This window comes from Vibrio sp. SG41-7 (assembly GCF_014164465.1).
Taxonomy (GTDB): domain Bacteria; phylum Pseudomonadota; class Gammaproteobacteria; order Enterobacterales; family Vibrionaceae; genus Vibrio; species Vibrio splendidus.
This window is the reverse complement of the sequence record NZ_JACJFF010000355.1, coordinates 1-461: the sequence shown is the minus strand read 5'-3', so window position 1 is coordinate 461 and position 461 is coordinate 1. Positions and strand designations below refer to the sequence as shown.

The 461-nt window shown below is 45.8% G+C and carries 1 pseudogene; it reads left to right on the top strand.

The window, feature by feature from the left end:
- Positions 1 to 27: 27 nt before the first annotated feature.
- Positions 28 to 461, top strand: a pseudogene (locus H5300_RS27075) (hypothetical protein); the annotation flags it as partial.

Here is a 461-nt window from a genome sequence, read left to right as displayed (position 1 = left end):
ACAATAACTCCCCAAAAAGGCCTCTTTATGACCGCAGCATACGTTAACTCACAAGATCTTTCATTCTTTTCTGACGCCTCCGAGCAATTAAATGCCATGGTCGACCACCTGAGTTCAGCTCCTCCTCTCAATCAAGAGCACGGTGATATTGAGAAATATATACAACAAGAGGGGCATGAACTGCTGCGTCGCTTACTACAGGGACACCTCGACCTGAGAGCTTTACAAGAAACCAGGCTGTACGAGCTAGCTAATGCCAGTGGCGAAAAACTAATTCACTGCCGTGAAAATACCCAAAGAACTATTACCAGCTTATTTGGTGAAGTAAAAGTCACTCGCAAACGTTATAGCCAGCGCAAAATGAAGGGGGTGCATCCATTGGATAAAAGCCTGAATCTGGGCAAAGATCAGTTCTCTGACGGAGTCAGGCTGCGACTGGCTGAACAAATAAATCACAGTGC